Source organism: Candidatus Tisiphia endosymbiont of Ditula angustiorana (genome assembly GCF_964026425.1).
Lineage (GTDB): Bacteria > Pseudomonadota > Alphaproteobacteria > Rickettsiales > Rickettsiaceae > Tisiphia.
Genome location: NZ_OZ032143.1, coordinates 720,391 through 746,021, shown reverse-complemented (window position 1 = coordinate 746,021; position 25,631 = coordinate 720,391). Strand labels below are relative to the sequence as shown.

Annotated in this window: 22 protein-coding genes and 1 tRNA gene; 20 read left to right on the top strand and 3 right to left on the bottom strand. The window is 33.0% G+C overall.

The genetic code is table 11. The annotated features are described in order from the left end of the window. Positions 1–65: 65 nt before the first annotated feature. Positions 66–851: a metal ABC transporter permease gene (locus AAGD29_RS03425; protein ID WP_341758523.1), complete on the top strand. Its 786-nt coding sequence runs from the start codon at positions 66–68 to the stop codon at positions 849–851. Between the two features lie 115 nt (positions 852–966). On the opposite strand, the gene AAGD29_RS03420 is transcribed toward AAGD29_RS03425, so the two are convergent. Then, positions 967–1,041, bottom strand: a tRNA-Gln gene (locus AAGD29_RS03420). A 217-nt stretch (positions 1,042–1,258) separates the two neighbouring features. Here AAGD29_RS03420 and AAGD29_RS03415 point away from each other — a divergent pair. From AAGD29_RS03415 to AAGD29_RS03370, 10 genes are all read left to right on the top strand, one after another. Then, positions 1,259–1,960 carry a VirB8/TrbF family protein gene (locus tag AAGD29_RS03415; protein WP_341758522.1) on the top strand — a complete coding sequence of 234 codons (702 nt, stop codon included), beginning with the start codon at positions 1,259–1,261 and terminating at the stop codon, positions 1,958–1,960. Further along, positions 1,957–2,703, top strand: a complete 747-nt coding sequence (gene virB9 / locus AAGD29_RS03410; RefSeq protein WP_341758521.1) for a P-type conjugative transfer protein VirB9 — start codon at positions 1,957–1,959, stop codon at positions 2,701–2,703. Before AAGD29_RS03415 ends, virB9 begins: the two co-directional genes overlap by 4 nt. Positions 2,704–2,995: 292 nt before the next feature. After that, entirely contained in the window at positions 2,996–3,352 is a 357-nt protein-coding gene (locus AAGD29_RS03405; RefSeq protein ID WP_341758745.1) for a Na+/H+ antiporter subunit C, read from the top strand. Next, the gene (locus AAGD29_RS03400; RefSeq protein ID WP_341758520.1) at positions 3,349–4,737 is read left to right on the top strand and encodes a proton-conducting transporter membrane subunit; all 1,389 of its coding nucleotides are present in this window, start codon (positions 3,349–3,351) and stop codon (positions 4,735–4,737) included. Before AAGD29_RS03405 ends, AAGD29_RS03400 begins: the two co-directional genes overlap by 4 nt. 16 nt (positions 4,738–4,753) lie before the next feature. Next, positions 4,754–4,903 (top strand): hypothetical protein, encoded by a 150-nt coding sequence (locus AAGD29_RS03395; protein WP_341758519.1) that lies wholly within the window; start codon positions 4,754–4,756, stop codon positions 4,901–4,903. After that, positions 4,903–6,372 (top strand): proton-conducting transporter membrane subunit, encoded by a 1,470-nt coding sequence (locus AAGD29_RS03390; protein ID WP_341758518.1) that lies wholly within the window; start codon positions 4,903–4,905, stop codon positions 6,370–6,372. The genes AAGD29_RS03395 and AAGD29_RS03390 overlap by 1 nt, the downstream gene beginning before the upstream one ends. A 102-nt stretch (positions 6,373–6,474) precedes the next feature. Then, on the top strand, positions 6,475–7,347 hold the full coding sequence (locus AAGD29_RS03385; RefSeq protein ID WP_341758517.1) for a type II CAAX endopeptidase family protein: 873 nt from the start codon (positions 6,475–6,477) through the stop codon (positions 7,345–7,347). A 460-nt stretch (positions 7,348–7,807) separates the two neighbouring features. Then, positions 7,808–9,577 carry a proton-conducting transporter membrane subunit gene (locus AAGD29_RS03380; protein WP_341758516.1) on the top strand — a complete coding sequence of 590 codons (1,770 nt, stop codon included), beginning with the start codon at positions 7,808–7,810 and terminating at the stop codon, positions 9,575–9,577. Between the two features lie 85 nt (positions 9,578–9,662). Continuing rightward, positions 9,663–11,768 carry a S9 family peptidase gene (locus AAGD29_RS03375; RefSeq protein ID WP_341758744.1) on the top strand — a complete coding sequence of 702 codons (2,106 nt, stop codon included), beginning with the start codon at positions 9,663–9,665 and terminating at the stop codon, positions 11,766–11,768. A gap of 207 nt (positions 11,769–11,975) precedes the next feature. Then, entirely contained in the window at positions 11,976–12,419 is a 444-nt protein-coding gene (locus AAGD29_RS03370) for a phasin family protein (protein WP_341758515.1), read from the top strand. A gap of 12 nt (positions 12,420–12,431) precedes the next feature. Here the strand turns inward: AAGD29_RS03370 and AAGD29_RS03365 are convergent, their stop codons facing one another. Further along, positions 12,432–13,715, bottom strand: coding sequence for an MFS transporter (locus tag AAGD29_RS03365; protein WP_341758514.1), 1,284 nt, complete (start codon positions 13,713–13,715; stop codon positions 12,432–12,434). Between the two features lie 830 nt (positions 13,716–14,545). Here AAGD29_RS03365 and AAGD29_RS03360 point away from each other — a divergent pair. The 7 genes from AAGD29_RS03360 to AAGD29_RS03330 all read left to right on the top strand — a co-directional run bounded on the left by AAGD29_RS03360 (position 14,546) and on the right by AAGD29_RS03330 (position 20,531). Then, entirely contained in the window at positions 14,546–14,788 is a 243-nt protein-coding gene (locus tag AAGD29_RS03360; RefSeq protein ID WP_341758513.1) for a Holliday junction ATP-dependent DNA helicase RuvA, read from the top strand. A gap of 3 nt (positions 14,789–14,791) precedes the next feature. After that, positions 14,792–15,394: a Holliday junction branch migration protein RuvA gene (ruvA, locus tag AAGD29_RS03355; protein ID WP_341758512.1), complete on the top strand. Its 603-nt coding sequence runs from the start codon at positions 14,792–14,794 to the stop codon at positions 15,392–15,394. Next, a complete protein-coding gene (ruvB, locus tag AAGD29_RS03350) occupies positions 15,387–16,367 on the top strand; it encodes a Holliday junction branch migration DNA helicase RuvB (protein WP_341758511.1) in 981 nt (326 codons plus the stop codon). Before ruvA ends, ruvB begins: the two co-directional genes overlap by 8 nt. Before the next feature lie 27 nt (positions 16,368–16,394). Further along, the gene (locus AAGD29_RS03345) at positions 16,395–17,540 is read left to right on the top strand and encodes a tetratricopeptide repeat protein (RefSeq protein WP_341758510.1); all 1,146 of its coding nucleotides are present in this window, start codon (positions 16,395–16,397) and stop codon (positions 17,538–17,540) included. Between the two features lie 344 nt (positions 17,541–17,884). Next, a complete protein-coding gene (locus tag AAGD29_RS03340) occupies positions 17,885–18,883 on the top strand; it encodes an FKBP-type peptidyl-prolyl cis-trans isomerase (RefSeq protein WP_341758509.1) in 999 nt (332 codons plus the stop codon). Positions 18,884–18,894: 11 nt separating this feature from the next. Then, positions 18,895–19,788, top strand: a complete 894-nt coding sequence (gene thyX / locus AAGD29_RS03335) for an FAD-dependent thymidylate synthase (RefSeq protein WP_341758508.1) — start codon at positions 18,895–18,897, stop codon at positions 19,786–19,788. An 11-nt stretch (positions 19,789–19,799) separates the two neighbouring features. Then, a complete protein-coding gene (locus tag AAGD29_RS03330; protein WP_341758507.1) occupies positions 19,800–20,531 on the top strand; it encodes an N-acetylmuramoyl-L-alanine amidase in 732 nt (243 codons plus the stop codon). A gap of 132 nt (positions 20,532–20,663) precedes the next feature. On the opposite strand, the gene AAGD29_RS03325 is transcribed toward AAGD29_RS03330, so the two are convergent. After that, positions 20,664–21,980, bottom strand: a complete 1,317-nt coding sequence (locus tag AAGD29_RS03325) for a porin (RefSeq protein ID WP_341758506.1) — start codon at positions 21,978–21,980, stop codon at positions 20,664–20,666. Positions 21,981–23,065: 1,085 nt separating this feature from the next. Between AAGD29_RS03325 and rimP the strand changes: the two genes are divergently transcribed. Beyond that, positions 23,066–23,554 (top strand): ribosome maturation factor RimP, encoded by a 489-nt coding sequence (rimP, locus tag AAGD29_RS03320; RefSeq protein ID WP_341758505.1) that lies wholly within the window; start codon positions 23,066–23,068, stop codon positions 23,552–23,554. A gap of 217 nt (positions 23,555–23,771) precedes the next feature. Next, positions 23,772–25,268: a transcription termination factor NusA gene (gene nusA, locus AAGD29_RS03315; RefSeq protein ID WP_341758504.1), complete on the top strand. Its 1,497-nt coding sequence runs from the start codon at positions 23,772–23,774 to the stop codon at positions 25,266–25,268. Positions 25,269–25,631 lie beyond the last annotated feature (363 nt).

Sequence of the window (25,631 nt, the reverse complement as noted above, 5' to 3'; positions counted from 1 at the left end):
ATATACCACAAAAATCATGAAGCACTAAGTGCTATTCTCAAATTATCTACCAAAAATCGTATAAAATGACTATAATAATATTAACTATAATTCTAATCAGTCTAATTTTTGCTCCTCTTGGTTGTATAAGCTTATGGAAAAAATATATTTATTTTGGTGATGGTCTTTCGCACGCAAGTTTACTTGCTGGAAGTATTAGTATCCTTGCCCATTTGCCTGTTGTTTATTCAGGACTAGTTGTTGCCGTTATATTTGCTATCTTGGTGTTTACGTTAAAACATAGGTCAGGTGGTAGTAGCGTGGTAATGTTAATATCAAGTTTTATGTTATCTTTAGCCTTAATAGTAGGTTATATGTACCCACTACAGATTAAGATCACTAACCTATTATTTGGCGATATTTTATCTGCCTGTTTAAATGATATATTAACCTTATCAATTATACTTATATTCGTTATTTCTTTCGTTTGGTATTTCTATAGTCAGATTATTCTAATTGTCATTAATAGAGATATTGCACAAATTAAGGGGGTGAAAGTAAGAACGATTGAATTGGCATTTTTGTTACTGTTATCTTTATCAGTATTCTCGACTATTAAGATTGTTGGGGCATTACTTGTTACTAGTATTTTGCTGATTCCAGCCATGACCGCTAGGATGATTTCTAGTAATCCAGCACAAATGATTATCAATTCAGTTATCGTAGCTTTAATTGTAGACTTCCTTGGCTTAGTAGTATCATTATATCTTGACATACCAATTACCCCAATAATTACGGTAATAAACACCATAGTTTATTGTTTATTCTATATAATTTCACGGGCAAATAAAACAGGATTTTTTAGATTATAAAAAATTAAGATCATTAAATTTGGTATTTTCGAACCTAGAATTAAAAGACGGAAAGCTAGACTTTATGCTACGTCCACCGTTTTATATGTTCACAAAATGTACTAAAATCGGAGAATGGCTGGGGCGGATGGATTCGAACCACCGAATGACGATACCAAAAACCGTTGCCTTACCACTTGGCCACGCCCCATTATTAATACTAGTGTATACACAGAGCTTATAACAACAAACATTTCCTGAGTCAAATATTCTTTTTAATTTGACTATTCTTAATATGATCTTTATTGGTATTGTAGACACAAAATTAGCTTTTTGAATAGGCTAAAAGAATAATTTTTACAAAAAATAATAACATCTTTTCTAATATGTGTTAGAATCCGATATAGGTAAGCAATTATTTAAAGTTAATGGATAAGGTATTAAGTTCTGTTCAAGAATATATTAAGTCTGGGGAATATTTTGTTGATGCTAAAAGATGGTATAATTTTGAATATGTATATCCACTTGTACACAGAACATTTTTGTTGATATTTAGTGTAGTTCTATTTGTATTATTTCTAAGTGTGGTGATTAATTTTGAGACTTTATTACTAGTAAAGCGTCAGGTGAGATACGCAATTAGTGCTAAATCCCTTAAAAGTGCAACAATAACTAACGCTAATCATATTAAGCATGATGCAATTAATTCTATTGCAGATATTATGATTAGAAATTACGTTATACATAGGGAATCATACGACTATGATTTACTTCGTCCTCAGTATATATTTATGCAGAATAATTCTACGCGTATAATATTTAGACAATTTGCCAATTTTATGAATATTGACAATCCATTGTCTCCAGTTATGCGTTACCAAAAGTCCTTAAAGCGTTCTGTTAATATATTATCAGTGGTTTATCATAAAAATAATAAGGCTGAAGTTACATTTACATCTTTGGCAAAAAACGCTTCTAATGATATTTTAGAAAATATGGTGTGGCAAGCTACAATAAATTTTGAAATAGATGCAATTAATATACATCTACCGTCTAACTCAAGATTTAATTTTGCTGTTACTGGTTACAAACTTAAGTTAATAGAAGATAAAAGTAAAAAAATAAGATGAAGCAACTAATAATATTTTTTGTAGTAGTATTTTTTGTAAATACTGCGTTAGCCGTTAGGGAATCTAGACCAATGCCGATTGATAGTAGAATCAGGGTGATGGTTTATAGTCCTGATGATGTATTTAAGTTTACTGGATATTATGGTTATCAGGCTAGTATAGAGCTAGCAAAAGATGAAGAAATAGTTAGTATTTCCATGGGAGATACCACTTCTTGGCAAATAGTACCAGCGGGTTATAGGATCTTCATTAAACCGATGGAACAAGATGCTACAACTAACATGACGCTTATTACTAATAAGCGAACTTACTTTTTTGAACTATATGCTACAGAAGCCTTAGATATGAGAGATCCAGATATGGTTTTTAATTTAAGGTTTATTTATCCTGATGATGAAAATTCTGGAGATCACTTACAAAGTTACGTTACATCTTCAGCTAACCTTGATTTATCGCATCCTGAAAAATATAATTTTAATTATTCCATAAGTGGTAATGAATCGATTGCACCAATTAAAATTTTTGATGATGGAGTGTATACTTACCTACAATTCAGAGATAAAAATGTTGAGTTACCAGCTATTTTTGCAGTTGATGAAGCTCTTAGAGAGTCGATGGTAAATTATCGACTCTCCCAAGATAATGCTAATATGGTGATTATTGAACAAGTATTTCACAAACTTTCAATACGTCATGGTAAAAAAATAGTGTGTGTGTTTAATGAAGCATTTAAGCCGTATTAAACCTCGTATATCTAAGAAAAATATCATCCCTGTGAGGCAGGGTAATTTAAAAGTCGGGCTGTAAGCCTAATAGATAAAGGAGAAAGTGCTTAATATGTACTTGATGTCATCCCCGCGAAAGCGGGGATCTAAAAAAATAGCCTGAAAGACTATTAGATATTATGGATTCCCGCCTACGCGGGAATGACATACTAGCGATTCACGCAGGCATACGCGGGAATGATATCGAAAGTGTCTTTACTCGATCCGGAAATAATTAAGTTAAGCAATAATGTTTTTAGAAACTATATATATCTCACAAATTTTATATTTTTTTACACTATTAGTGTTAGTTAGTGGTTTATTTATAATGCTAACCAGTGATAATTATGTTCGTAAAATTATTGGGCTTAGTGTAATGCAAAGTTCGGTGCTAATTTTTTACCTTATGCTTGGTAAGGTAAGTGGAGGTATTGTACCAATTGAACGTACAATACTACATAGCTATTCAAGCCCACTCCCTCAGGTGTTAATGCTCACGGCTATTGTTGTTGGATTTGCTACTTTATCATTGGGTCTTAGCTTGATTTACCGTATTTCTAAGCAATTTAATACTATATCAGAAGGTGAGATTAATTTTAGTGAAACGACTAATGATCGAAGTGAATGACATTAATTAAACATTTCCCCGCTCTGCAAGTATTGCTACCATTTTTTGGAGCGTTATTCTCAATACTAACTTTTCGCTATAGGCTAGCTACTCGAATTATAGCAGTTATATCGATTGCACTAAGTTTATTTTTAAGTATTTACGGTTTATCTGTAATTAATAAAGAGGTCGTATCATATAATTTTGGTGATTGGCATGCCCCTATAGGTATTGAATATCGGCTAGACTATCTGAACCAACCTATAATTATCTATATTAATTGTGTATTATTATTTTTTCTAATCTTTTGTAACAAATTGGTTACAAATACCATACTTAAATTTCTTGATAGAAAAAGACAATCGTTATTTTATGCAGTTTTATTATTTGCCCATAGCGGCTATCTTGGTATTGTAAGTACTAATGACCTCTTTAATCTTTATGTATTCATTGAAATATCTTCATTAAGTAGCTATGTATTAATGGCACAGGGCAATAATCCTAGGGCTGTTATCGGTGCTTTCGATTATCTTATGCTTGGTACTGTCGGGGCTACTTTGATATTAATAGGCATTGGATTTTTATTAAGTAGCACAGGCAGCCTTAATATGTTAGATGTTTCAATGCTTCTTAAGACGCATTATGACTCTAAAATAGTGATGCTAGGCATTAGTTTTTTTCTAATTGGCTCTATACTAAAAACAGCTTTTTTCCCTATGCATTTTTGGATGATCAGGGCCTATAGTTCAGCCGCTCCGGTTATTCTGACATATCTTGCTAGTATATCCAGTATAATTGGTATTTATATAATATTGAGGTTCATTCATTTTACTATTGATTACAATGTGATCATTAAGGATCTATCAAATTTTATCAGCTTAATCGCTTTGGTAACTATTACTTTATGTACATATTTTGCTTGCAGAAACCAAAAAGTCAGAAATATTGTTATATATTCTTCTGCGGTGCAAATTGGTTATATGTTTTTGCTTTTAGTTATTCCTAGAGGTGAATCACTGTTATTTCCCTTTTTGTTTGCTGATAGCCTTAACAAGATCGCTTTATTTCTGATCATTGCTTATTCTGATATTTCAAAATCGTTTAGTATGTTATGGCGTGTTTTGGTAGTTTTTAGCCTAATTTGCAGCTGTGGTTTGCCAATAAGTAGTATGTTTTTCATTAAGATTAGTATTTTTGAGTTGTTGATTGTTGAAAATATGTGGTTAGAGTTTGGTATTGTTGTTATAAGTTCTGCTATGTCACTACTTTATCACTATAAAATTGCCAAAAAACTATGTTGGGATCACTACGATTATACACGATTAAAATCGAACACTAAGTATGGTGGGCTGATTTTTATTAGTATAATGCAATTTTTTCTGCCAATGTTCTTAAACTTTTTTTAGGAGTCATGAAAACGATATGAGATATAGTGCTTTTGGAATGATGTCATTCCTGCGTAGGCAGGAATCTAAAGAAATAGACAGGAAGGGTGTTTTAGATATTTTAGATCCCTGCCTTCGCAGGGATGACATAAAGGGAAACAGGGATGACATAAGGGGAGGGCAGTAATGTATTCTGCTATTACCCCTAGTTTTTTGATTTTATCGACTTTACTGCTAGCTATGCTAAATTTAGTAGCTCCCCTTATCAGTAATAGTAATAATAACACCCGTAACTCTTTATTAATTACTATTAGCAGCTTCTTTTTTGTCAATATTTTAATTATTGACTGGTTATTTCTGAAAGGCGTAAAAGCAAATCTGTCAATAAACATATATGGTAATTTTTCTATAGGGCTGCATTTAGAAGCACTCACTCTTATTTTTTTAACGTTGCTGAGCTTTTTATGGATTTGTGCTTTGGTTTACACAACAAAATATTTGGCAATTAATAATATCGATAATTCGAGTCGTTTTCTATTCTTCCTTAATCTAAGTGTGTTATTTGGCGGGATGGCAGCATTATCTTCGAATCTTTTTACTATGTTTATTTTTTATGAACTATTAACATTATCAACTGCTCCACTAATTGGTCACAGTGGTGGAGATAAAGTTATGGCAGGGGTTTATAAATATTTAAAAATATTAATGATTTTCGGGATATTACTATTCTTGCCAGCACTAATAATTATTTATGCTAAAGTAGGTCATGGAGATTTTACATCGCAAGGTTTTATCAAGCATTATTTCTCCAAGAATCAAACAATAATTTTGTTATTAATGTTTATTTTTGGTATATCAAAAGCAGCTTTATTTCCTGTACATCAATGGTTACCAGCCGCGATGGTAGCACATTACCCAGTAAGTGCCTTGCTACATGCTGTGGTAGTTGTTAAAACTGGACTTTTTTGCATTTATAAAATTTTGATGTATATTTTTGGTCTTAAATATTTACAATCTCTTTTTGCAGAATTTAACTGGGTTATTTTCTTACCAATTATAACTATAATTTATAGTTCTTTTAAAGCGTTAAAAAGTGATAATATTAAAAAGATATTAGCCTATTCTACCATTAACCAATTATCTATAGCTTTACTTAGTAGCTTCATGTTTACATCAAAAGCCATGGGAGCTTCTATCCTACATTTATGTTCACATTCATTTACTAAAATCTGTTTATTTTATGGAATGGGAAGTATTTATAGCTTAAAGAATACCAACCAAGTCTCTGATCTTATAGGTACTGCTAAAGCAATGCCCAAAACCAGCTTTATGGTACTCATTGCCAGTTTATCCTTAATAGGCATTCCTCCTTTTGGTGGTTTTATTAGTAAATTTTATATTATGTTAGCTGCTGCAGAACAAAATCAAATATTAGTTATGGTAGTACTAGCTTTAAGTACGCTATTCTCTGCACTGTATTTAGCAAAGCTGATAATATTTATTTATAAGCCTATTGATAATAATTCTAAAATATTTTCTATAGAAAATAAATTGCCTATTTCCATGCTATTGAGTTTAGTTATATGCTCGTGCATGGTGGTATTATTTTATTTTATACAGATTTTTATTAAGAAGTTTTTGGTATTTATAACTTGAATTCGATGTATACTCCTATGATTTAAACAGTTGGTAGACAAAGCTAAACCTTCTCGGGTTAGCTATAACAGCACTCCCATTATAATGATATAAAGGAATCAGATGAACATAACTTATATTTTATTAATTATTACAGTAATCATTGCATTGTTTCATAGAGATAAAAAGTTTTTATACATAAGCATCATTATAACAAATATTGTAGGATTATCTCAGGGGGTAATAAATATCGTGGGACTAACTTTGTTGTGTTGCTTTAGTATAATGACATACTTATATTTCCACCTTAACAATGTCAATAGAGCTTTAAAAATTCTATTCTTTATAGGATTATCCTCTTTCATAGCTGGGTTTGCTTTTCATTTAATACCAGGTTTCTTTAATATATTAGTTTTGAATAAAGTCCAGCTTTCTGAGTTGTCATGTCCATTTTCTATGTTTTTAAATTTTGACAAGACTATGCCTGCACTAATACTCTATTCTATAAGTAATTTTTATATTTTAGAGAAAACTATAGATGTAAAATCTTTAAAACAAACAGCTTTTTTTCTTTTACTTTGTATTGCAGGAGTTTTGATTCCTGCTTTTATTAGTGGATATGTAAAATTCGATCCGAAAATACCAAATGTGTTATTGATTTGGGCAATTAATAACTTATTCTTTGTATGTATGGCAGAGGAAGTAATTTTTCGTGGATTCTTACAGAATACCTTAAAAACTTTATTAGAACCACTTGTAGGATTTAATATTTTAGGGATAGGAGGCAAAAATGCTCATATTATTATTGCATCTTTAATATTTGGTTTAGCTCATTTTCAAGGGGGTAGCGTCTATATAATATTAGCCACGATTTGTGCCTTATGTTACGGATATACTTACGATAAAACAAATAGGATCATATGTGCAATGATGGTGCATTTTGGATTAAATTTATTCCACTTAATGTTATTTAGCTATCCTGCTGCAAATATATAAGTCAGGTTAGATAAAAGCGATGTTATCCCCGAGAGGCATTGCCCGCGTGGATCAAAAACCACAACTGTCGAAAGTTAGAAGAGGAAGGGGTTTTAAATAGGGTAACGTCATTGCGAGGAAGACCGTAGGTCGACGAAGCAATCCAAAAAAGTAACCATAAGTGGATTGCTTCGTCGGCTTACGCCTTCTCGCAATGACAGCGGTTATAAGCCGACAACTTTTAAACTGTCATTATGACTTCTAAAACCGCTTCCTCTTCTAACTTTCGACAGCTGTGGTAGTATCCCCTAAGCGTTTAGGTCATCCCTGCGAAAGCAGGGATCTAGAATATTTAACAAGTCATCTTAGGATGTTTTTTTTAAGATTCCGCACCGAAGCAGGAATGACATCGATACTATTAAACTGATATTTTATATCGAATTAGGTTAACCTATCTCTTATATCAAATTGAGGCTAAATAATGAGAAAGGCATTTTATAAAACATTTTATATTATTTCAATAATATATCCAATAGTTGCTGGCATATTATTAATTAACAACAAAGATGAGATGGTAATTAATCTATACAATAATAGTTTTGTTATTAATTTTAGTAGTGAAAATAAGTTAATAGCACTTGCTTTTATTGTTGTAACGCTGGCTACTAACTTATATGCCATAAGTAAAAATAGAAAATTTGAGGTACTTATAGGTAGCCTATATTCAGCTAGTTCTTTGGTCTGTTTATTTGCTGGGGATTTTGTTTCGATGTTTGCTTCTCTAGAAATGATGATGATATTTGCTGCTTTGTTGATTTTTTATGGCAATTACAAAAATAGTGTTAGAGCAGCAAGACAATATTTGCTTACCCATCTTATAAGTGGTAGTCTTATTTTAATAGGGATTAGTTATATAATTACTCACACCTCTAGTTCACAAATTGTTTCTCTTACCTCATTGACAGAAAATCAAGATGCTGGTTTTATATTTTATGCTCTAATACTTTGTGGTTGCTTGATTAATGTAGCTAGCATACCTTTCTCTGGATGGATTGTTAATTGCTATCCATTTGCTTCAAGCTCAGGGATGGTATATTTAACTAGCTTTACTAGTAAAATATCAATAATTATACTCCTTAAACTATTTAGTGGCTTAGAAATACTTAAATTCTTTGGATTATTAATGATTATATATGGTGGGGTTTATGCTTGCCTAGAAGATAACATCAAAAGATTAGTAGGTTATCTCACTATTTCTCAGCTTGGATTCATGCTAATTGCTATTGGCACAAAATCTCAACAAGCAAATTTAGGAATCATAGTTTTTCTTTTTGTCCATATATTGTATAAAGCTTTATTTGGTTTATACGTTGCTATATTAATAGACAAAGAAAATATAGAGAATTGTTCTGAGATAAAAGGAATTTACTCGCCCAAAAGTCATTTGTTGTTTGTTAGTTTAATAGTTAGTGTATTGTTCATTATAGCCTTGCCTCCTTTTGCTAGTTTTGTTACCAAAATTGTTGTGACCAATGCTTTAGACCAAGATATTAATTATTATGCTATTTTCTTACTCAAGATTGTCACATGTATCGCTTTATTTTCTACGGTTAAATACAAATACGATGGAACGATGTCATTCCTGTGCAGGCAGGAATCTAAAGAAATAAACAGGAAGGATGTTTTAGATATTTTAGATCCCTGCCTTCGCAGGGATGACATAAGGGAAAGCAGGGGTGACATCACCCACAATAGAGATGATACTGGGTCTAGTATTAACTTGTTACATCGAATTGAGGTTAGATTAAATATTCTGACTAGAGTTAGTTTATTTGTCATGTTATCGTTTTTATTAGTAACTAGTTTTTGTTTAGAAGAAGGTTTGAAACTAGTATGGTCATCTTATCCTGTTGAAATAATTGATACAAATTGGTTGGATTTAGTAAAACAAATGGTAATAATAGTAATAGGTATAATATTTGCTTTAGTCCTTAGTAAAACGATTTCTAGGTGTTCAACTGCCAACATAAATTTAGACTTATTTCAGTTTGTTGAAAATAATATTCGTCGTATTTATTTTAAATATAACTTAGTGGTGCAAGACTTTTATGATAAAATAGGGGCGGACTACCCTATTTTTGACAGAATAGAAAAAAGTACTTTACGTAAAATGAAATCTTGGCATAATCAGTCAACCGGTTTGTTGGTAGTAATGATATTATTAATTATTTTTACCATATTACTAATCTAACAACATTATCATGCTATTTTTAGATCCCAGCCTACGCTGGGATGACATTGAGGACGCTTAAAAGGAGAATAAAATGAAACCACCCATGACACCACCCATAGCCGATAAGATTGATTATAATTTTGTATTACATGGTCAAAAAATTACAGATGAGTATGCTTGGCTTAGGGATAGTGAGTGGCCTAATGTTAATAATAAAAAAATTATAGAATATTTACAGGTAGAAAATAAATATTCCGAGCAATTTTTTACACAATTACAACAAGAAAAAGATAAAATATTTGAAGAGCTAAAAGGTAGGATTAAGCTCGAGGATCAGTCAACTTACGTAAAGAAAGATAATTATTACTATTATACTAGAACTGAAGAAACTACAGAATATCCTATATATTGCCGAAAAATGGGGTCGGTAGATGCTTATGAAGAAATTATATTAGATGTCAACGCTATTGCCAAAGGTAATAAATTTACTGATGTAGGGCAAGTAGCAGTCTCTCCTGATCATACGTTAATGGCTTATAGTGCTGATTTTTCCGGTGATGAAAAATATATAATTAGGGTTTATAACTTAAAGACTAAAGAATATTTACTAGATGAAATAAATAACGTTAGTAGTAATATAATTTGGCATGAAGATCTCAAGGGATTTTTTTATATGCCTATTAATGAGAATTTTCGTCATGATAAATTAATGTTCCACTCTTTAGGTGATGTAGTTTCAAATGATAAGTTAGTACTCCATATAACAGACCCATTATATCAGCTGGACGCTACAAAGTCAGCTAGTCGACAATATATTTTTGTTAATAGCTTTGGTCATAATGAAAATGAAATATATGTGGTGCAAATGCATGATCATAGCTTTCAGCCTAAACTGATTAGAGCGTCAAAAGAAGAGATTTTTTATGATGTTGAGCATAATGGTGATAATTTTTATATTAAGACCAATGAAGGGGCAAAAAACTTTCGTATAGTACTAGTAAATGTAAATAATTTCCAAAATGATTTGTGGAAAAATGATTATATACCGGAAGATTCGGGTAGATATTTGTCAAGCTTTGACATCACTAGAAATTATTTGATACTTAATTATCGTGACCAAGGATTGCCTGTTATTAAAATAAAATATCTTAAAGAACAGGAGGAAAAAGTTATTCACTTTCCGGATACTTCTTTTACTGCCTACGCTTTGTCTACTAATTTTGAGGAAGATGATATTAGAGTAAATTATTCTTCACTTGCTAGACCAAACACCACTTATAGTTATGATTTTGATAGTGATAAATTGTCAATACTGAAAGTGCAAGAAATACCAAGTGGTTTCAACCCTGAAGAATATATGGTGGAAAGGATATTTGCTGATAATGAGGGGGTTAAAGTGCCAATTACCTTATTATATAAAAAAGCACTGTTTAAAAAAGATGGGAAAAATCCTTTATATTTGTATGGCTATGGCTCATATGGTATTAGCATACCAGTATCTTTTCGGAATACAGCTATTTCTCTTGTAGATCGTGGGTTTGTCTACGCTCTTGCCCATATTAGAGGTGGAGATGATCTTGGACATGATTGGTATGAGGCTGCCAAATTCCTCAATAAAAAAAGAACTTTTGATGACTTTATTGCGGTTAGTAAAGAGCTAATTAAAGAAAAATATACTAGCCAAGGTAATATAGTAATCTGTGGTGGAAGTGTAGGGGGGTTATTAATTGGAGCGGTAATTAATGAGCAGCCACAATTATTTAAAGCAGCACTTGCCCATGTACCTTTTGTTGATGTATTAAATACCATGCTTGACGAACAATTGCCATTAACCCCAAGTGAGTTTAAAGAGTGGGGGAATCCTAAAGAATTAGACTATTTTAACTGTATTAAGTCTTATTCTCCGTACGATAATATAAAGCCACAAAATTATCCAAGTCTATTTATTACTGCTGGAATCTCTGATCCAAGAGTTGGGTATTGGGAAGCGGCTAAATGGGCAGCAAGGATTCGTGCAACAAAACTCGACGATAATATATTATTGCTAAAAACTAATATGGATTCAGGACATAAAGGGGCTTCTAGTCGTTTCGATTATCTAAAAGAAGCAGCCGATGATATAGTATTTGTATTTAGGGTTTTTGGTATACTCGGTGAACTTCAAGAATTGGCGTCGTCGTGTCAAAGATCTGTGCTGCTCACGTACTAATGTACGCTCCGCTGCTCGACTTTGACACTCCTAGCTCTTCTTGAAGTTGACCTTCGTCTACCCAACTCTTGAAATCATAGCAGTATATAATCAATTGACTATATTAAGATTATTATTAACCAGCTATTGACTCGTATTTTTATAAGTGGTAGCATGAAGTTTATGATTTACATAATAAATAGAATCACTTAATTTAGAGGATTTACAATGACTAATAGTACTACCCAATTTTTAGATTTAATGAAATCTTTTATGAATCCAGAAGTTTACATGAATTCCGTAAAAAACTTACCTGTTATGGATTTTTCTGCTATGTCAGATACTATCAAGAAAAGTACTAAAATACTTACTACAACAAATCAGATTGTTACTGAATCACTGCAGTCTATGATCCAAAAAAATTCAGAGGCTTTTCAGAACAATGCTATGAATATGCTGAATTCTACAAAAGATGCAATAGCTTCTGGAGATTTAAACCAAATAGCCGAATGTCAGCAAAAATATCTTAAGTCGACTTGTGAGACTTCAATCAATAACATTAAAGAGTTTGCCAGTATGGCATCCGATAGTTCAATGAAAATGTTTGATGCCATAAATAGTATTACAGGAGAGATGACTAAGACTTGTGACAACATAAAAAACAAAGCTTAAGATATTTACTGATTAATAGTAACCAGCTTGCTTTTCTAACTTTTCAAAGTGATAGATGCCAAAAGCAAACCCTAGGGTTATTGGGGTTATGATAACTAATAACCCATAATTACCAAAATATTCTATTAGGTATACAAGGCCAAAAGAAGTAACAATATACATTAAAGTACGCGATAAAGCGAAAGACAAACTAACGTAAGCACATCGTCTAAAAATAGAAATATGCCGGAAAAAAATTGTATCCGCTGGCATGGTACAGATACCAAATAGCCCAGTCATTAATTGGATTAGAAATATGGCAACAGGGGTTTTATAATGGTCTAGTAAATAGGGACAACTAACAATAAAAATACAGAATATCGCTAGTCTTACCTTAAGAATTATTAATGGGTATATTTTATAACTTAAATACGCATAAATTAAAGAGCTAACTAAAGATAGCATTACAAGAAGAAAATTATGATGAATTACCTCCTCCGACGAATAACCAAAAGAGTTTTTTAAAATGCTACTACAATGGATATAGGCAAAATAGAAGCATATCGGCCATCCACACTGTATCAAGAAGTAAGATAACATTGTTGTCATATTAACTTTTGTAGGCCCAATAGAATTATTTACTACTGCTTTTTGTTTTAACAACCTTGGTGCTTCTTTAAGCAGTGTCCTAGCCATTGTACCAACAACTGCAATTGCTGCACCTGCCCAAAAAGCCATACGCCAACTGATTCCAAATGATGTACTAAAAGATGCTAAACCAAGTGCCAATATTCCTCCCATGATAGTACAAACTGAAACTAACGCTACAATTGGATATTGGATAGGTGGCTTTGTCATTTCAGTCAGATAGAGTTCAGTACCTATTAGTTCTCCTACAGAAGACATACCTTGAATAATTCGACATATTATAATTACCCATGTAGATATAATACCTATTTGTTCATAAACAGGTAAATTAGCTATAACAATACATGAAATAGCCATCATAAAAGTTGTTATAATAATTGTAGCTTTATAACCAACATTATCTCCTATATAACCAAAAATAAGAGCACCAACAGGTCTGAATATATATGTCAAACAAAAAGTCAAAGCAGCGAGGAGGGAAGCAGCGTGTGGGTCAGTTTTAGGAAAAAATAGCTCATTTAACAGGATTGCTAAATGAATATATAGCATCAGATCAAAATACTCTAAAAATGTACCTATCAAAAGTAAAGCTACAGTGGTTTTTTGATCGCTTGTTAAATGTGTTTGAGTAGGTATTACTTTTCTATTTGATTGAATAACTCTATCCATAGTTTTACCATAGCTAATTGTTTATTTTTTAAATCTTTCCATATTTATATATGTCTATTAACCTCGAGTATCGATGTAAGAATAATTATTATTCTCTGCACGCTCGATGTCATCCCTGCGAAGGCAGGGATATAAAAATGTTTAAGCACTTAATCCTTGCTACTTCTTTAGACCCCTGCCTACGCAGGGGTGACATCACCCACAATAGAGATGATACTGAGTCTAGCATTAACTTGTTACATCGAATTCAGGTTCTATTAACTCTAGATGTATAAATTATTATATCTGTAGTGGAGAACAGATAAAAGAAGAATGTAAAATTTTAAATAAAAAAAATCTATTGCCTTAAATACAAACATTTCAGACTTGGACTTCATTTTATGCTATCTCTATATACTAGATATCTTTCGAAACTCTACTTCTGCTGGTAATTTATTCGTTGCACCTAGACTCGAATCCTCACGTACATCATCGTCCGCTGTGGGTCTGCATTGCCCGCGTGGATTACTAGTATACGCGAATTTGGGATAAGAATTTGTCAATTCTTATCCCGAATTGGGGTTAGTATGTCATTCCCGCTTTGGTCAGGAATCCATAATATCTAATAGCTTTTGCAGGTTATTTTTTGGATTCCCGCCTACGCGGGAATGACATCGTTTTTGGTTCTGTAAATGCCATTACTTACGTTGGCTTTTGATCCACGTGGGCAATGCCTTCCCGGGAATGAGGATACGGTAATGTTATATCAAATTCAGGTTAATTAAGTCTATCATTTACTAACATATTCTATTATTGTTATGTAATGGTTAGCTATAGTAGAAGAGAAGATTATGATTAAGAGTATTTGGGAAAAGGTTAAATATGTAGTATACTTGCTTATATATATAGTGATTACTTGGGTTGCTGCGAAAATTATACTTATATCAACATTTCCTGATGATGGTCAATGCCATTGCACTGAAACTCCAACGTTACTACATTATATTTTAGCTTCGATAGTAACTATATTGCCAGTAATAGCACATATATGTACAAAAAATCGTAAACCAAAAGTAAAATCTGATACTAAATAAATTATGATTGGTAAATTAAAAGGTAAAATAGATGCATGTTTTAATGATTATGTCATTATTGATGTTAGTGGTGTTGGATATTTAGTGTATTGTTCTAGTAAAACTTTAAATAAGTTAGTCGTTAATGAGTTTTGTCAATTATTTATTGAAACACATGTAAGAGAAGATCATATTAATCTTTACGGCTTTTTATCTCTCGAAGAGAAGGCTTTTTTTAATTTATTACAATCGGTAAACGGTATCGGTACAAGAATGGCTTTAGCTATTTTATCAAATTTATCACCCGAGCAAATCCAATCAGCGATAGCAAGAAGGGATAAAGAAGCTTTTAAAGCCATTTCTGGTGTTGGGCTAAAACTAGCTGAACGAATTATCATAGAGTTAAAGGATAAAGCCTTAACTAATTTTACTAACAACCTTACTATGGATAACAATGATACTGACTTAGCTAAGATATCATCTGATGCCACATTAGTGTTAACCTCGCTTGGTATTGGTAAAACTGAAGCACAGAATTTAGTACAGGGAATTATTGCAGAAAATTCTAATCTCTCTATTAATGAACTAATTAAACTTGCACTAAAAGTACGTGGATCCAATGTCTAAAAATGTTTTGTCAGCTGATATACTTCCTAGTGATCAAGAATTTTCTCTACGGCCTAGCTATTTAAGAGAATTTGTTGGACAACAACAAATTAAGGAGAATTTATCCATTTTTATCCAAGCAGCTAAAAATAGGTCTGAACATTTAGATCATACATTATTTTACGGTCCTCCTGGACTTGGTAAAACCACTCTTGCACAAATTATTTCTAAGGAAATGGGAGTAAATTTTAAATCCACCTCAGGACCTGCTATATCAAAAGCAGCTGACCTAGCTGCTATACTTACTAATTTGCAAGATAATGATGTGTTATTTATCGATGAAATTCACCGTCTTAGTACAAATATTGAAGAAGTATTGTACCAAGCAATGGAAGATTTTGCTTTGGACATAGTTATTGGTGAAGGGCCTTCAGCAAGGTCAGTAAAAATTAATCTACCCAATTTCACTTTAGTTGGAGCAACTACTAGGCTCGGTTTACTCAGCAATCCTTTGAGAGATAGATTTGGTATACCATTGCGTTTGCATTTTTATAACGTGGCTGAATTAAAACTTGTTTTGAGTAGAGCTAGTAAATTGCTAGCAATTAATTTAACCGATGAGGCATTAGAAGAGATAGCTAAGCGTAGTAGAGGAACACCAAGAATTGCCCTTAGGCTAGTTAGACGGGTGAGAGATTTTGCTTCTGTCGATGATAAGCTAGAAATTGATAAAAATATTGCCAATTCCTCACTAAATCGCTTAGAGGTTGACAAAATAGGTTTAGATAGTAATGATTATAGATACTTAAAATTTATAGCTGATAATTATGCTGGTGGTCCGGTTGGTATAGAGACAATTGCCGCAGCTTTATCAGAACAACGCGATGCTGTTGAAGAAACTATAGAGCCCTATCTAATACAAATAGGGTTATTACAACGCACCCCAAGAGGTAGAGTTATTACTAAAAATGCCTTTGACCATCTTGGAATATAGTAATTTACAGTTACAAAGAGGTAGTTTATGAAAATAATTAATAGACTCCTTTCGAAACTCGCTTGTGCTGAGGGATTTGAAGGAGACGCGAAACGCAGAACCGCAGCGTACTCTAATGTATGTGAGGATTTGAGTACCGCATCGACGTACAAATCACCAGCAAAAATAGAGTTTCAAAATAGGTCTAATATAAAACGACTAACAATCCTGCTTACTTTCATATTACTTCCATTCAGTGAAGTGGTAGCCAATAGCCAAGAATATTTTGAGAAAGCGAATGCTTTAATAATAGAAGGCAAGTGGCAGGAAGCAATTGACTCCTTTGATTTAGCAATCAAACATAAGCCTGATTTTGCCGAGGCTTACTATAACAGAGGTATTGCTTTGAATGAATTGGGGAAATTGCAAGAGGCAATTAACTCCTATAATTTAGCAGTCAAACATCAGCACGATTATGCTAATGCTTACTATAACAAAGGTAACGTTTTAGATAAATTAGGAAAATTGCAAGAAGCAATTAACTCTTATGATTTGGCAATCAAATATAAGCCTGATTTTACTGCTGCTTACAACAACAAAGGTTTTACTTTGAATAAATTGGGGAAATTGCAAGAGGCAATTAACTCCTATAACTTAGCAATTAAATATAATCCTGATTTTGCTGATGCTTACAACAATAAAGGTATAGTTTTAGGCAGATTAGGTAAATGGCAGGAAGCAATTGACCCCTTTGATTTAGCAATCAAACATAAGCCTGATTATGCTGATGCTTACAACAACAAAGGTTTTGCTTTGAATGAATTGGGGAAATTGCAAGAGGCAATTAACTCCTATAATTTAGCAATCAAACATCAGCACGATTATGCTGAAGCTTACTACAACAAAGGTAACGTTTTAGATAAATTAGGAAAATTGCAAGAAGCAATTAACTCTTATGATTTGGCAATCAAATATAAACCTAATTTTGCTGAGGCTTATAATAACAAAGGTATTGCTTTAGGTAAACTAGCCAAATACCAAGATGCAATTGCATGTTTTGATTTAGCAATCAAATATAATCCTTACCATGCTAAAGCTTACCATAACAAAAGTATTGCCTTGAACAAGTTAGGTAAATACTCGCAATCAGAAGAAGCATTTAGCAAGGCAGAGCGACTTAGAGCAAAACATTAAAAATTATAGAATGTATAGCTAACCCGACTAACATTACTCCGTCATTGCTAGGAGCCACTTTAGTGGCGACGAAGCAATCCAAAAAAGTGATTAGAAATAGATTGCTTCGTCGCCACTAAAGTGGCTTCTCGCAATGACGTTGTTTGATGTGCTGATTTTACCCGGACACTAGTGTGCTTTCGCAAGGGTAACACAAAACAGGATTGCTTAGTCACTACTAAAGTAGCTCCTCGCAATGACACTAGGATTTATGTACTTCTCGCTAATAGCCGGAGTACATGTTAATCGGAGTTAGCTATATATTTTAAAACCAAACTAAAAGATACTTAAGGAAGAAATATTATATGCAAAAAGCTTTAAGTCTTATAATTGCTGCAGCAATTATTTATTCTATTGTCCAAATGAAGATGCTCTCTCTTCCCGAGGATAAAGACCCTAAAGTTCAGACGACTAATGATGCTGAGAATAATAAAAATACTGCCGCTGCTCCTGAACAAGCAAATATACCATTAACTGGTAATTTTCTTGAAAAAACTGTTTCAAAGGTTTTGATAAATGCTCTTAAGACAGAAGAAGGTCGACTATTTTTTGAGCATTTACTACAACCAACGAACAAACCTATTACTGATGGTAAATATACTATAGAGGTTAATAGAGACTTAATACAACCAATGTTTAAGATTAATAGCTTTGGTAATGGGACTATTGGGCCAGCCACTTGTGGTCACGTAGTCACATTACGTTATCAATTATTGGATATTAACAATAATTTACTTAGCGAAAATACCAAAACCTTTACACTTGGTTCTAGAGCGATCATGCCAGGCCTTGATTCTGTAGTAGTAGGTATGATGGTTGGACAAACAAGACAAGCGGTACTTCCTGCAAAATATGCATATTATAACCAGCAATATAAAGAAGAAGATAGAGAGCATGATGTACCTTATAGAGTTAATATTGTTTTAAATTCAATATTACCTAATAATTTTGTTGATAGTAATGAAGTAAAGATATTTGATGATGAAATAGCTTATAGAATGCCATTATTATGTGGAGATAGAGTAGGGGTTGACGTAAAGATTACTAAATTATCGAATGGTCAGGTAATTTATGATTCAGCACAGAAAGGTAAGAAATTAGATATAAAAATTGGTGATATTAATTATCCATTAATCGTTTCATATGCTCTACATGGTAAAGTGCCAGTTGGCACTAGAACAGTAATTGCCAAAGGTAAGTCATTTAAGGCACTTGGTTCTAATATCAACAAAATGCTTAATCAAGATAAGATTCCTATGGATGAATATTTGATGCTGGAATTAACAAATTTTCAAACAGAATAATAGAGAAAAGAATGCACGACAATAATTACAAGACAAAAAGAGCTACAGTACCAGCTCTAGAAGAATTATTATTTGAACCTATAAAAATACTAGATCATGGTTTTATCAGAATTATTGATTATATGGGTGATGATAGTAGCATCGTCCAAGCAGCACGAGTATCATATGGTAAAGGTACAAAACAACTAAGCCAAGATAAAGGTTTAATCAATTACCTAATGCGTCACCACCATACAACACCATTTGAAATGTGTGATATCAAATTTCATATTAAACTGCCTATTTTCGTTGCAAGACAATGGATACGTCATAGAACCGCTAGTGTTAATGAATATTCAGCTAGATATTCTATATTAGGGAATGAATTTTATTTACCAGAAAAACAGAATCTTGCTGCTCAATCCACAATAAATAAACAAGGAAGAAGTGATGAAGAAGTGCCAAAAGAAATTGCAGATAAAGTCTTAGTGCTACTAGAAAAAGATGCTAAACTATGCTATCAGCATTATACTGAAATGATGAACCAAGATGAACATGGCAATATTATCGATGAAAATACTATAGGTATTACTAGGGAACTTGCGAGAATGAATTTAACCTTAAACTATTATACAGAATGGTATTGGAAAATTAATTTGCATAATCTACTACATTTTCTACTATTGCGAGCCGATTCTCATGCCCAATATGAAATCAGAGTATATGCAGACAAGATGCTAGAAATAGTAAAAGCTTGGGTACCTTTTACCTATGATGCTTTTAAGGAATATAGGCTGGAAGGTAATAATATTTCTAAAAAAGGACTTGCTGTTATAAAAAAACTACTCAATAATGAAGAAATTACTCAAGAATCTAGTGGCATAAATAAAAGAGAATGGGATGAATTAATGCAACTTATAAAATAGGTATTATAAAAATGATTACAATTGATAGAACAACCTACCGAGCCCCATCTTTTAATGAGAGAGTTAGATTTTTGGTACTGCATTACACTAACGAAAACTTAGAAGGATCCCTAATAGACCTGCTAGGCTCGAAAGTTAGTGTACACTATCTAGTTTCTGACTCTAATCCGAATCATATATTTCAATTAGTGGAAGAGTCTAGACGAGCTTGGGATGTTGGTGTTAGTGGTTGGCAAGGGCGTCAGAATCTCAATGATACTTCTATAGGTATTGAAATAGTAAATCTTGGCGATACTAAAGATTCTCAAGGAAAGATTCATTGGTATCCTTATCCCGAAGAGCAAATTACAGCGGTAATGGAGCTTTGTCAGAATATTATAGCTCGCTATGATATTGACCCCACTTGTGTGATCGGCCATTCTGATGCCGCTCCGGGAAGGAAACAAGACCCAGGGCCTCTATTCCCATGGAAACAATTATATGATAATAATATCGGAGCTTGGTATGATCAAGATACTGTTAATGCTCTAATACCTAAGGTAGATATGTCTAATGTAAAGTTAATCCAAGAACAATTTAGCAAATATGGTTATGTGTTGCAGCCGACAGGAGTAATTGATCAACAAACAACTAATGTCATAGTATCGTTCCAAATGCATTTTCGCCCAAAGAATTTTTCTGGAGTATTAGATGTCGAAACTGTGGCAATTTTGCAAGCGTTATTACAAAAATATCTTATGTAAAAAAGCTGTCAATCCCTGAGAACGCATTGCCCGCGTGGATCAAAAAGGCAACGTAAGTAATGGTACTTACAGAACCAAAAACGATGTCATTCCCGCCTACGCGGGGGAACGACAACGAGGGCTTATTAAAGGTTAAAATTTAAGCTTTGCACCAATAAGAGCAACTGTACCTTTAGTTTTTTTCTTAGGAGCTTCAATAAGGTAAACCGGCTTACCTTTAGCTTGAAAATAAGAGATTTCAGCGTAAGGCAACAAGCCTGGTGTTATCTTATATTCAGTACCTAGACTTACTGTATCCACCGTATTTTTATACCTTAGTGATTTAAAATAGGAAAGACTTGTTTTAATAGGACCTTGCCCATAAGCAATTGTACCATTATAATATTTCGTATCACGACCAACTTTATGATAAGTTTTTGAAGTCAAACTTTTACCTAAACTACCATAAGAAGCTGCACAAGAAATATTACCATAAGTTAAGACTGCACCTAAATTGTAAGCGTTTAGATCTGATAGCTTGTTACTAGATACTATCTTTCCATTAGGATCTAATACTATAAGTTTGCGAGCTGGTTTGGCATGTTCTCCTGTAACACCAACTTCTACCGACGCATCATCTAAAATCTCGTACTTATAGGATATCCCTGCAGAAATGGCATCTTTGACATTGTAATTATAAATTACTGTATTACCTGTACCACCATCTATACCTGGTAGTGTTACTTCAACTATACCAGTCTTTAATGTACTACGACCCGTTTTACTATCTAAGTTTTTTATACTACGATGACCACCAGTATTTGCTGAATCAGGAATATAAGAAATACCAAACTGAAAGCCTTGTATCTCTGGCGTATAATAAGAGACTTTTCTAGATGGCTCTGTTCCTTTACTTATATCATCAAAGCTATTGCTAAATGAGTCTGTGAAAGTGGGTGGGATTACCTCAAATTGTGGTTTCATACCTTTATATTGCATACTGCTATCGTCTAGTGATACATACTTACTCCAACTAAAACCACAACTAGCTACTGCAACTTTAGCACCACTAATACCCATCTTATTTGCAGCATCATAAGGAGAGCCTAACTCTACTTTACCATAGTCTGTCTCTAAGAAAATGTGAGAACCATTGACACTTGCAGAACCCTTTGGTTTACTTGTTGTTAGTAAAATTATTTTAGCTCCAGCTATTACATCATTAAATTCTTGCTTAGCAGTGGCAGAGAAAGCTGCTTCACTATAAAATCCAAGATTTTTCTTATTATCAGTGATATATTTACTTTGTTCTGACGACAATTTACCTTGAGCACTATAACCAGCTTGGAAACCAAAAAAACCTTCTAATTTTATTTCAGTATCTGAAGCAGCATCAGCTGGAGGAGTAGAACTACTCAAGGCTGTGCTAGACAAACAAGAAACACAAAGTAACATTATTAATTTTTTCATAGTAATACCAAAACTTTTTATTCATTATATTCTTTTTATATAGCCTAGCCCATTGAACGTATATACATTCCTATATTGGAGTATTTATAGCAGAAGATAAACCATAATGTAACAAATTTTCGTAAATAACTATGATTAGTCAGACAAATTTTGTTATTTTAATGATAAAATTACAACTATATAATATTATACCATAGTAGTACAAGTTTTGTTAAGTAGCCTTGATGTCATGCCTGCGGAGGCTTTGCCCGTGTGGATCACTAGTATGTCATTCGAGCTGCGGCGGGAATCTAAAAAATAACCTGCAAAGGCTATTAGATATTATAGATTCTGCACCGAAGCGGGAATGACATAAAGGGAAGCAGGTCACGTTGAAAATTTACAAACACCTATACCACAGCGTCATTGCGAGCGTAAGCGAAGCAATCTAGGAAACAATCTATAGATAAATGATGTTACTGGATTGCTTCGTCGGCCTTACAGCCTCCTCGCAATGACGTATAGGGAAGGTGTATTTACTAACTTTCGACAGTTATGGGAAGCAGGGATGAACGAAGTAGGGACATATACGATGAAACGATGTCATTCTGCGAAAGTAGCGGAATCTAAAGAAACAGACAGGAAGGGTGCTTTAGATATTTTGGATTCCCGCCTACGTGGGAATGACATCAACCCTTAAGGATTATTATACTTACTTAAACTTACACACTTGGTAATTATAACAGGGTAATTTAAAAGTCGGGCTGCAAGGCTAATAGATAAAGGAAAAAGTGCTTAATATGCACTCGATGTCATTCTTAGCAACGGCGGGAATCTAAAAAAATAAGCCTGAAAGACTATTAAGTAATATAGATCCCGCCCCAAAGCAGGGATGATATTGATAGTGGTTAAACTTGTGTTTATAACAACTAACGATTGTAACTTTTAAATTACCATGAATTATAACATTTTTTTAATTGTTGCTAATATCATAAAAATATTGTATTCTAGCTTTGCGGGTTGAAATTTTTGTAAATAAAGTTGAAAAAACAAAGGTGGGGTTAACCCCACCTTTTTTATTAGAATCTTTAAATATTTATGTTGTAATGCAAACTATAGAGCAACAAATTATTGATGCGGTGCAAGATAACCTGAAAGATCTTGGTTTCGACTTAGTAAAAGTAACTTTAAAGGGTTCAACCCATAAAGTACTTGAAATATTAATAGATAGGTTGGATGGCGAAAAGGTTAATATAATAGATTGTCGGAATAGCAGTAGAATTATCTCAGCCCTTTTAGATGTTGAAGATATAATTAGTGATAAATATTTTTTAGAAGTTTCTTCAGCAGGTATTGAACGCCCATTAATAAAATTTGAAGACTATACTAGATTCCTCGGTAGGGAGGCTACCATAAAATTAAAAGAATTATTAAATGGTCAAACTCGATATCAGGGAAAGATAGTTAAAGCTGAAGATAATAAAATTCATCTAAATAACCATGGTGAAGACATAGTGTTTTCATTTGATATGATAAAAAAAGCCTCTTTGGTATTAACAGATGAAATGTTTAGGAATTTAATGAATAAAAAATAGACTTCTTGGAGAATTTGCTCTAGCTCAGGAATTTGTAGGAGGATTGGAATCTCGACTCGCAGCGTACTCAAATTCTGTTACGGATTCGAGTCTAGTACCGACGCACAAATTACCAGTAGAAGTAACGCGAATTTGGGATAAGAATTGACAAATTCTTATCCCAAATTGGGGTAAGTAGAATTATGCAAGAAGTCTAATCTTAAAAGGCAGTGAATTTATGGTTAATATTGGTAACATAGAAATTCTGCAGATCATAGATTCTGTAGCTAGAGAAAAGAGTCTTCCTAAGGAAGCACTACTTTCGGCAATGGAACAGGCTGTACAGATTGCAGGACGCAGAAAATATGGAAATGAGCATAATATAAAAGCTGAGATTGATAGGAAAAATGGTAATATTAGTCTTTTTAGAATCCTTGATGTAGTGGATGATGTAGAGAATTATTTTACTCAAATTTCTTTAAAGGATGCTGTTGAAAAGAAAGCCGATGCTAAAATTGGCGATGAGATTTATGAATTCTTACCGCCTATTGATCTTGGACGTGTTGCAGCTCAGGCAGCTAAGCAAATAATAATACAACGCGTTGGTGAAGCGGAAAGAGAAAAACAATATGAAGATTTTAAAGATAAGAAAGGTGAGATTTTAAACGGCACTGTTAAGAGAGTAGAGTTTAATAATATCATAGTTGACCTTGGTGGTCGTGCTGAAGCAATGATTAAAAAGGAGCAGCTCATTAGAGGAGAAAGCTTTAAGGTTAATGATCGTATTAAAGCTTATGTACGAGACGTAAGATTATCGTCTAAAGGACCGCAAATTTTTCTATCTAGAACTGATGACCAAATGCTAGTAAAATTATTTGAATTAGAAATTCCAGAGATTTATGATAATATAATTGAATTGCGAGCTATAGCTCGTGATCCTGGATCAAAAGCAAAAGTTGCAGTCTTTGCTTCTGACTCAAGTGTTGATCCTATAGGTTCATGTGTAGGAATTAGAGGTAATAGGATTAAGGCTATTACTAATGAGCTTAATGGCGAAAAAATAGATGTAATATTATGGAGCAAGAATATTGCTCAATTTATTATGAATGCACTTGCTCCTGCAGAAATTGCAAAAATTGTTATTGATGAAGATAAGAATATAGTTGATGTAGTCGTGTCTCAAGATAATTTGAGTCTTGCAATTGGTAGAAGAGGTCAAAATGTTCGTTTAGCCTCTAAACTTACTGGCTGGAATATTAATATAATGACGGAAGATCAAGAATCCAAACGGAGAAATGATGAGTTTTGCTCTGCTACTGAGTTATTTATGGAGACCTTAGATGTTGAAGAAGTGATAGCACAACTGTTATCTGCACAAGGTTTTACTTCTCTAGAACAGTTAGCTTCCAGTAAAATTGAAACTTTAATGAATATTGAAGGCTTTGAAGAAGAATTAGCAACTGAGATAAGAGAACGAGCAATAAATTATGTAAATGCTAAAAATGAAAAAATTATTATTAAACTCGAAGCTTTAGGTGTTGAACAAGAATTAATTGATGTATTGGATTTACAACCAGAATTCATATTAAAATTAGCTGAGTATGGTGTAAAGACTATAGAAGATTTGGGAGAATTGACAGTTAATGAATTTAAATCATTAGTGCCTAATTCTAACATGGTAGATGATGATATAGAATTACTGATTCGTACAGCTCGTACTCGTGAAGATGAATAAATTTAAGCAACCTCAGTATCATTCTAGAAAACAAAGATGTCATTCCCGCTTACGGCGGAAAGGCTTTGCTCGCGTGGATCACTAGTATGTCATTCTCAGCAACGGCGGGAAGCTAAAATGTCTAATACTCGATAATCAAGTTTTTATTGAGTTATATAATTCAGGGCATTTTAAAAGTCATGAAAAGAAGTTGAAAAGATTTCATCCCGAAGGGGCAGGGATATCCTAGGCTATTAAACCTATGTCACCCCTGCGAAGGCAGGGGTCTAAGAAAATAGCATAGAAGGTATGTTATGTAGTTTTAGATACCAGCTTTCGCTGGTATGACATAAACTGCCATGAATTGTAGCCTTCAGAAAAAAA